The 9,093-nt window shown below is 47.7% G+C and carries 6 protein-coding genes and 1 pseudogene; all 7 read right to left on the reverse strand.

Annotated elements, in window-relative coordinates:
• The gene (locus G5B06_RS10665) at positions 1-384 is read right to left on the reverse strand and encodes a YbaN family protein (RefSeq protein WP_173762093.1); all 384 of its coding nucleotides are present in this window, start codon (positions 382-384) and stop codon (positions 1-3) included.
• 23 nt (positions 385-407) lie between these two features.
• Positions 408-1,208 (reverse strand): ABC transporter ATP-binding protein, encoded by an 801-nt coding sequence (locus tag G5B06_RS10670; RefSeq protein WP_330596901.1) that lies wholly within the window; start codon positions 1,206-1,208, stop codon positions 408-410.
• Positions 1,198-2,205, reverse strand: a complete 1,008-nt coding sequence (locus G5B06_RS10675; RefSeq protein WP_173762092.1) for a FecCD family ABC transporter permease — start codon at positions 2,203-2,205, stop codon at positions 1,198-1,200. Before G5B06_RS10675 ends, G5B06_RS10670 begins: the two co-directional genes overlap by 11 nt.
• Positions 2,206-2,210: 5 nt before the next feature.
• Positions 2,211-3,359, reverse strand: coding sequence for a heme ABC transporter substrate-binding protein IsdE (gene isdE, locus G5B06_RS10680; protein WP_173772038.1), 1,149 nt, complete (start codon positions 3,357-3,359; stop codon positions 2,211-2,213).
• Complete coding sequence (locus G5B06_RS10685) at positions 3,346-4,446, reverse strand: heme-binding Shp domain-containing protein (RefSeq protein ID WP_173762091.1); 1,101 nt, start codon at positions 4,444-4,446, stop codon at positions 3,346-3,348. Before G5B06_RS10685 ends, isdE begins: the two co-directional genes overlap by 14 nt.
• Positions 4,443-7,862: an NEAT domain-containing protein gene (locus G5B06_RS10690; RefSeq protein ID WP_173762090.1), complete on the reverse strand. Its 3,420-nt coding sequence runs from the start codon at positions 7,860-7,862 to the stop codon at positions 4,443-4,445. Before G5B06_RS10690 ends, G5B06_RS10685 begins: the two co-directional genes overlap by 4 nt.
• 496 nt (positions 7,863-8,358) lie before the next feature.
• Positions 8,359-9,093, reverse strand: a pseudogene (locus G5B06_RS10695) (RNA-guided endonuclease InsQ/TnpB family protein); the annotation flags it as partial.

The following is a 9,093-nucleotide window of genomic DNA, read 5'->3' on the forward strand; positions in this document are numbered from 1 at the left end:
TCACACCTCCGGCTCCACAGTTTTTACCCTGAGGAAGAAATACAGAATGTGGCATACCCACACAATCGCGATACAGATCCTTCCCACAGGTACATTTTTCATGCAGATAAATCCGATGGCCATGACTACAGTCACCATGCCAATGATCCTGCATTTGGTTCCAAGCGTCATGGCTCTTTCCTGCACAAAACTGTCCAGATGTTTTTTATAAAGGCCGGTTCCTGTAAACCAGGTGTGGAGCCGCTCTGAGCTCTTTGCAAAGCAGAATAAAGTTCCCATATAAAAGGGAACGGTTGGCAGGATCGGCAGTACGATCCCTATGGTGCCAAGTCCCAGGCAAAGAAACCCCAGCAGAATCCAGAAAATTTTTAACGGATTTCTCATTTTCTTTTCCTTTCTCATACGTATTAGACGGTTAGTACAAACTTACGCCCATCCACCCGGGCTACTTTCAGATCGATTCCATAGAGTTCATGAATACTTTCCTCCGTGATCACCTCTTCCGGCTCTCCTTCCACGATAACTTTTCCGCCGGCGAGGCCGATAATTTTATCGGAAAAATAGATCGACTGGTTGATATCATGAAGAACCATGACAATGGTCATTCCAAATTCCCGGTTCAGCTTCCGCACAAGCTCCAGGATCTCAATCTGATAACGGATATCCAGATATGTAGTCGGCTCATCCAGGAACAGAATTTCCGTTCCCTGTGCAAGGGCCATGGCAATCCACACGCGCTGGCGTTGGCCTCCGGAAAGCCTGGATAATTCCCGGTCACGGAACTGGGAAACATTGGTTACTTCCATGGCCCAGTTTACATACCGCTCATCCTCGTCTCCGCGGATTCCCATCATACCAAGATGCGGCGTTCTTCCGAAAGAAACCAGCCGCTCCACCGTAATATCGTCAGCCGCTGTATTATACTGATGGACAATGGCCACTTTTCTTGCAAATTCATTCAACCGTAAGTGTGCGATATTTTTTCCACCAAGGAGAACCTTGCCTTTTCCGGGAACCAGATTCTTGGTCATCAGTGAGAACAATGTGGACTTGCCACATCCGTTGGCTCCCATGATGGTAGTCACCTTGCCTTTTTCGATTTCCAGGGACGCCCCTTTCAGGATTTCATTCTTTCCGTAGGAAAAAAATACTTTTTTTACCTCCATGGCAGGTCGTTTTTTTTCTGTATTCTGTGTTTCAGTCGCCATATTTCTTTGACCTCCTTAAGAGAATGATAAAGAACGGACCACCTACAACACTCATCACAACCGCCGCGCTGATCTCATAAGGAGCGGCAACCGTTCTTCCGATGGTATCCGCCAGAAGGAAGGTAAAAGCTCCCGCAAGAGCAGAGAACGGGATCAGTGCCCTGTGGTCACTTCCAACAAGAATTCTTCCGATATGAGGAACAATCAGTCCAAGGAAGCTGATGGCACCTGCAATAGCTGTGGAAATGCTGGCCAGCAGTACCGCAATGAGGGAAATCACGATACGGGTGGCATTGACATTCAATCCAAGGCTTCTGGCCGTTTTATCTTCCAGAGACATCAGATTACATTCCCCGATAAACAGGCAGGCAAGAAACAGTCCTGCCACAACGTAAGGAATCAGCGTGGTCACATCATCCCAGGTTTTCTGTGTGATATTGGCCTCCACAATAGAAGCCACACCGGACATGTTTCCGCCGCTCATACTGTTAAAAGCACTGGAAAGTCCGGTAAACAGTGCATCTACCGCAACACCGGTAAGGATAATACGAAGCGGACTCAAGCCGCCCTTCCAGGACAGGCAGTACACCATAAGAAAGGCGATGACACCTCCAAAAAACGCAACCAGTGGAGTAAAGAAGTACAGTCCCGGCGCAAATGCCGTAATCAGCACTGCCGCAAAACTGGCTCCACTGGAAATACCGATCAGTCCCGGATCAGCCAGGGGATTTTTTAAGACTGCCTGTAACAGAACACCGGAAACCGCTATGGCTGCTCCTGCCAGCATGGAAATAATAATTCGCGGAAAACGAAGGTCATAGATGGTAGCAACCTCGTCGATCCGTTCCACAAAAAGTCCTCTCATCAGTGTTCCAAAAGAAACCTTCAGGCTTCCGATATTGATGGCTGCAAAAAACAGCACCACCAGAAGCACCGCCATGGTCACAAAGGAGAGCACTGCACGAAGCCGCTTTCTTTTTTCTCTGTTTTCATCCATTTTTGTCACTTCTCCTTTTCTGTGGTCTTTTTGGAATCTTCCGCTGCAGTGGTTCCGGATGTGCCGGATTTCTGTGCATCCTCATATTTCTGCGTTGCATTGGATTTCTCCGCATTTTTCTGTGCACTTTCGCTGTTCTTTTTCGCCTTTTCCAGATCTGCATCACTTTCCGGATAGAGGATCGGCTGCAGTTCTTCCAACGCCTTCGGATAACGGAAGGTAGCACTCATACCGAAATTCTCATAGGTCAGATCGTAAACCCTGCCGTTTTTTACCGAATCAAAATGTTTCCCGATATCGTTGGTCTTAAAATCTTCGTTAAACATCTCCACAACCTGATCTGGAAGTGCATGGGCTGCACGGAGGATAATATCCGGCTCTTTTGTCTTCATATCCTCAGTATTCACGGTAAGAAATTCCTGACTGGAATCCGTATAAACATTTTCGCCTCCAGCCAGGGCAACCAGACTTCCCACATAGGATTTCTCCGTTGCAATGATATAGCTGCCGGGAAGGCCCATGAGGATCAGAACCTTCGGATGGTCTTTTCCCTCGTTCTTCTTTTTGTATTTTTCATAGAAATCCTGGAACTCTTTTACCAGTGCGTCTGCCTGCTCTTCCCTGTCAAAAATCTCTCCCAGCTCCTGAATGGACCGGTACATACCCTGTACACTTCGAAGATTCAGAAAGGCCCAGTCTGTACCGATATTTTCATATTTCGGCTGCAAATCAGACTGAAGGGATATGGGACTTAAGATCCAGTCCGGTTTCAGGGAAGCCACAATCTCCATATCCGGGCTCATAGCTGTACCTACGGTGGTTACATCCTGATAACGTTCCGGAATGGTGGAGATACTGCTGGAGCACACGCCCACAAGATCCAGATCCAGTTTATCACAGATATCTGCGGTTGCCGGAGATGTGGCAATGATCTTCGGGGTTCCTTCCATGGAACGCACCTTGGCTTTTGCCACCTCCACCGCCTGTTTTTCCACAGGGTCTGTGATCTCAAGCATGGACTCTACCGTCTCGGTCTGCGTGGTTGCTTTCGTTCCTTCCGGGTGCTGGTTGACACAGCCGGTGAGAAGAAGGGACGCTGCTGCCAGGCTTAGGACAAGCACGCCACGGCTTATGCAGGATTTAATATTCATCATCATCGTCATCCTCTCCGCCCCATCTGCGCCAGTTTTTCCGGAAATACCAGATGATCAGTGCCGTCACCAGAATCAGCACAAGACCGGAACCGGTCACTGCCAGGGCAATGGCAAATACGGTATTGATCTTCACCGTACCCTCGGATTTCTTTTCGCCGGAAGCAGTGCTGTCCGCTTCTGCAGTGGAAAGGCTTAATCCCTGTGCACTGTTCAGCTCTTTATCTGTGTCGGACTCCCCGGAATCTTTGTTTGCGGCAGCTGCCTGGGCCTGCGCCGCGGAAGCTACCGTATTTCCGGAATTCATGGCATTTGCATTCCCGCCGGAACTGTTTCCGGCTGCTGCCGCCTGGGTAGCCGCAGCATCACTCTGACTTCCGGTTTCGTTACCTTCTGTGCTTTCCTCTGCCTCTGTTTCTTCTCCTGACTGATTTTCACTCTCCTGGGAAGTCTCAGTTTCTTCCCCGCTTCCGGTATCCAGCGTACCATTGGAAACGCTTTCCGTACTGCCGGAATCCTGTGCAGATGCTGTCTCTGTCACAAATGCCGGGTTCATTCCCACACTGTTGCCCTCGGAATAATCACTGGGATACAGATAAAAAGTTACATCTCTTCCCATCGGTGATACATACATACTGACCCTTACGATGCAGTTTTCACTGGGAACCTGCATACAGATATCCGAAGTGCTTCCGTTGCTGTCAGAACCGTTTCCGGTTACCGCAATGCCGGTTCCACTCCATCCGGAATCTCCCACATTCTGTACACTGAAACTATGGTTTGACGTATAATCAATAAGACTCATGCGGATCGTCAGATAATAATTTCCCGAATCCGTAACTTCCATAAGTCCGCTTCCGTAAACCGCACCTTCCACCATGCCCTGTCCGGTTGCATAGGAAGCCTCTCCACCGGAGTCCTCGATCTCTCCGGTTACCGGGTGGGAATAGCACCGGTTAATGTTACAGGAGTACACCGCACCAGTCTCCGCATGGACAGAAACTGCCAGGAACCCAAAAGTCGCTGCCAGACAGAGAACCACTGCCCCAAGACCGGTCAGCAGATAATTTTTCCACTTCATCTCTCTCATTTTCTCTTTCTGGCCTGTTTTACCAGGCTTCCCCCTCTGCTTTTGATCTTATAGAAAATACCGGCCAGCGCAGCCAGAAGGCTGACGGTCACCGGAATGGCTACCTTCGTCATGTCTTTGGATGAGCTGCCGCTTTCATCCGCATAGGCGGTTCCCGAGGAAACCCTTCCCTGATCCTGATCAGATGCCTCGGAAAGTCCGCTGCTGGTAAGCTTTGTGGTTCCTGCTTTTGAAGAACTTTCTGTTCCATTCAGGCTCTTTCCGGATTTCAGAGCTGTTGTTTTCGCATTTTTCTTTGAAGTACCGCTTTTTGTGGTGCTGCTTCCGGAAGACTTCAGGGAACCGCTGCTCTTTAAGGAACTGCCTCCTGCCTTGGAAGAGCTGCCGCTTAAAGAACCGTTGGCACTTAACTTGGAGCCGCTTCCGCTTAAGGAACCGTTGCTGTTTGTACTTAAAGATCCGTTGTTTCCATTTAAAGAACCGTTTCCGCTGTTGTTATCAGTTCCGGAACTGGTGCCATCCCCGTTATTATTATCTTCATTAAAGCTGGAATCTTTGCTGCTTGTCTTTTTCAGGGTGTTCCAGTCCAGTTTCAGATATGCCGGCTGGGTTCCCGTTCCTTTTGTGATGGAATCCATAATCGGTACAAATACCTGTACCGGTACATATCCGTCACTCTTCGCCTCCTCAATCAGCGGGAAGGTAACCACATCCGGATAATTGGTTCCAAAATTATCTGTCACCAGCTTGCCATTGGTATACTTCTGGTAAGAATCCACCGTTACTTTTCCAAGAGAACCGGAAGGCGCTCCATATTTGTCCGTCTTATAACCGGTCTTAAAATATTTCAGGGTACCTAAGTATCCAAGCTGGCCGTTAATAGTCAGGCCTTTGAAATCCATGGTAATGGAATATTTTCCGTTTTTTACGGTCAGTTTGATGGTATGGTTGATGGCTTCGTTGGACATGGAAGCGGAAGACTTGTCAATCTTTACCATGGAACCTGTGACGGAATACACTCCATCTGCCAGGTTCTTCACATTCAGGCTGGAACTTCCGCTGCTATTACTGTTATTATTTCCGCTGTTACTGTTGCTGTTTCCGCCATTTGAGCTGGAATCTGTGGCTTTCTTTTTCAGGCCGCTGACTGCTTTGGACAGTTTCGTGATCTGGGCATTGACCTGCTTCTGGGTTGCGTTTTCGTTATCATAAACCGTCTTTGCCGCTGTGATGGCAGCATTAAGCGTCTTAAGTGTTGCCGCCGTGTAGATATCTTCCCTGCCTGCCATGTTGGATGCTGTGAGAATCATTTCGTAAAGTCCTGTCTTATCCACTTTGGTCTCGGACGCTTTCTTCATATTTTTCGTGACATAGTCAAGAATGCCGGTCTGGGCATCTGCCTCTTCCTGGCTTGCCTCTTTGTCCTCATAAACTGCTTTTGCCTTCTCGTAGACAGAACGGAGGACATCCATATCTGCTGCTGTATAGCTGGAAGTATCTGCCAGGTAGGATTCTGCTTTTGTGAGAGATTTTTTCAAGGCACGGCGGTCCGTTCCCTGGATAATCAGGCTCTGAATGGCATTGTCCACTGCTGTCACACACTTGTTGACTTCTGTCTGGGAAGCTTCTTCATTGTCATAAACCTGCTGTGCACGGTCCCTTGCACGCTTCAGAGCTTCCAGAGTGGAAGCTTCAAACTCCACATCTGTTTCATTGAGGTAACTGTCCGCAGTTTCAATGGCTTTTTTCAGCTGGCTCTTGTCGGAATCCACTTTTACCTTTGTGACTGCGTTCACTGCCATGGTAAGGGCGGTTACTTCCCTGTCCACGATAGTCTGATCTGTATTCATGTTTTTGTACACTGCCTGAGCAGCCGCAATCGCACTGGAAAGCATCTCCAGCTGTTCTGCGGCATATCCCTGGTTATCCTGCTGCAATGATTTCAGAACACTCTGGGCACTGGAAATCCCGGATTTCAGTGCACTCTTATCTGCATTTGTACCGCTGATCTGTTTCAGGTCATTCCAGTCCAGATAAAGTTTTGCATACTGGGAACCGCCTCCGGCACTGATGGATTCCATAACCGGAACATAAATTTTTGTCCACACAAGGCCCTGGTTCAGCTCTACCGGAATAGTTATGTAATGGGGATATTTCTGGCCTTTTACATTGGCATCAGTTCCTTTTTTCGGATCGTTGTAGGAATCGTACTTATCATAATAGGACTCCACACCCACTTCTTTTGCAGTGGCCGCCTCTGCTTCCGGTACCGCATTTTCTTCCAGTTCCCGGGAAGCAGCTTCTTCCTGGGCATCCGCCGTTTCCTGCTGCTCCTGTCCTTCTGTCTCGGAGCCGTCTGCAAACAGCCCGTCCTCTGCCTGTTCGCCGGAACTTTCCGTTCCGTTATCCGCATCCGTCTCCCCGGCTGCTTCCGCCTCTGCGGTTTCCACTGCACGTTCTTCTCCTGACGCCCCATAGGGCAGGGTATCCTCATCGGTCATTTCCGGATAATACCACATTTTTGCCAGGTAACCGGTAAAACTCTGGCTTCCAAGTTTGGTGGTAAGGGAGGTACACTCAATCCTCAGATGAATGTCATTGCCCTTTTTTACAAGCTGGAACGGTTTTACCAGTGCGGAGTTTCCCATGGAAACCTGATCCGCTGTGGCATGATGAAGAAGGCCGCCAATCTCATAGACGCCATCATAAACGGTATTGGCATCGGTTTTCTCATAAAGAGCCTCTGCTGCCGCCTGAAGAAGCTGAATGTGTTTGTCCACCATGCTCTGTGTGGCGGAGGCATTGGCCTTAACCTGTTTTGCGGAAGCAATGGCAGTTTTTAACTGCTGCACAGAAGCCTCATCGGAACCGGAAGTATCCAGGGCCTCTGCCTGACTGATCAGATCATCCAGCACACTTTTATCTACTCCGCCGCCCAAATTCTCTTCTGCTTGAACAACTGCCGCCGCTGCTCCGTCTGTTTCTGCCTGGGTTGCATTGCCGTCTTCCAGCACAGCCTGGGCCTGGGCACGGACATTTTGAAGGACCTCATAGCCTTCTGCCTCTGTGTCTGTGCAATCTGCGGACTCTGTCAGAACCGCTTCCAGAGAAGACTTATCCGCCCGGGCCACCAGACCGTTTTCCAGAATCGCCTGCAGCATCATTCCACCGGCCCCAAGCTCCTCTTCGGTTACATTTTCTTTTTCAAGAAGCGCCTGGGCACCGGCAAGAGCCTCATTCAGACTCTCGCAGCTTTCCGGCGTATAACCGGAAATGTCCGTGTTCCTGGCTTCCTCAATAAGCCTGGAAAGTTCATTTCCGTCCATGGCGTAAACTCCGGATGTGCTTCCAAGACACAGGGCAGCCGCCATAAAAAAAGCGCTTCCTCTCTTTATTTTTGCTGATTTTATTGTCATACTCACCTTTTCCCTCCTATGAGTACTTGTTATCCATGTTTAACCCTATCATAGGAAAAAGTTAACGTCAACATACTCCCTTTGAAACCGTTCCCTGTGGGAACCGTTCTCTGTTTCGAAAAATCTTTTAAATATCACATTTTTCCGGTTTTTCCATCAAAAAAAGACCGAAATTTTTTCATTTCGGCCTTTAATCCAGGACAGTCCCGGAATTCAGAGTTTCACATATCTGGCACCTGCGGCATCTGCAAGCGTTTCCGCCATTCCCATGCCAAAGATGCTGTTTTCCGTATCAATCACCAGAACCGGTATCTGCCACTCAAAATGTGATTAAATATACTCACATTGAGATAATGTGGCTTCTCTCGAATACCACTTACTGTTTCTTCGTGTATGTTTTTGAGTAACCGGAGTTATCTCTACTCACAGATCCTAAGTACACTCCACAGTCGTTAATTCCCAAAATAGCCTTCGGTACATGCTTATGTTTGCGGGATCATGCAATCTCGTAAGTTTCTGCATCTCTCAGATTCAGTGCTGCATTGAAATCTCTGTCTTCAATATAGCCGCATGCACATCTGTAGACTCTGTCTGAAAGTTTCAGGTCTTTTTTGATGTGTCCGCAACAGTGACAGGTCTTTGAAGAAGGATACCATCTGCTGACTATCCGTAATTCAATTCCAAATTCCTCACATTTTGTCTTAAGTTTTGTGCGAAATTCGTAAAATTTCTGTGACGCAACTGCTTTTGAAAGATGCCGGTTCTTCATCATACCGGATACATTCAGATCCTCAACCGTTATATGAGATGGCTTGGTTTTTACAATCTCAGATATCGTCTTATTGATATAATCTGTACGGATGTTTTCCAGACGCTGATGAAGCTTCTGTACTTTAAGCTTTTGTTTACGTATATTTGCTTTTTGAGTGGGCTCTCCTTTCTTTAAATTTTCATATTTACGGGAAAGCTTTCGCTGTTCCCGTCTTAATTGTTTTTCAAGTTTTCTTATTCGTGCTGTTTTATTAATATTTCTCTTTCAGCCTTACCCATCCAAGCGTCGGAATCTTAATCCGGTGTCTTTCGCAAAGACAGTCTTTGGGATTATTTCTTACAAAATACATTTTTACATTCGATCGTCCTTTTTTCTTATACCGCGGAAAACCACTTTGATGATGAAAAAATCTTGAAAAAGCTGTACAGGCATCTTCAATCGAATGTTTTACCGATTTGG

The organism is Blautia luti (assembly GCF_013304735.1).
Classification (GTDB): domain Bacteria; phylum Bacillota; class Clostridia; order Lachnospirales; family Lachnospiraceae; genus Blautia_A.

Coding starts and splice junctions, on each gene's coding strand:
- G5B06_RS10670 (WP_330596901.1), bottom strand. CDS start 1,208: ATGGCGACTGAAACACAGAATACAGAAAAAAAACGACCTGCCATGGAG.
- G5B06_RS10685 (WP_173762091.1), bottom strand. CDS start 4,446: ATGAGAGAGATGAAGTGGAAAAATTATCTGCTGACCGGTCTTGGGGCA.
- G5B06_RS10690 (WP_173762090.1), bottom strand. CDS start 7,862: ATGACAATAAAATCAGCAAAAATAAAGAGAGGAAGCGCTTTTTTTATG.
- isdE (WP_173772038.1), bottom strand. CDS start 3,359: ATGATGAATATTAAATCCTGCATAAGCCGTGGCGTGCTTGTCCTAAGC.
- G5B06_RS10665 (WP_173762093.1), bottom strand. CDS start 384: ATGAGAAATCCGTTAAAAATTTTCTGGATTCTGCTGGGGTTTCTTTGC.
- G5B06_RS10675 (WP_173762092.1), bottom strand. CDS start 2,205: ATGGATGAAAACAGAGAAAAAAGAAAGCGGCTTCGTGCAGTGCTCTCC.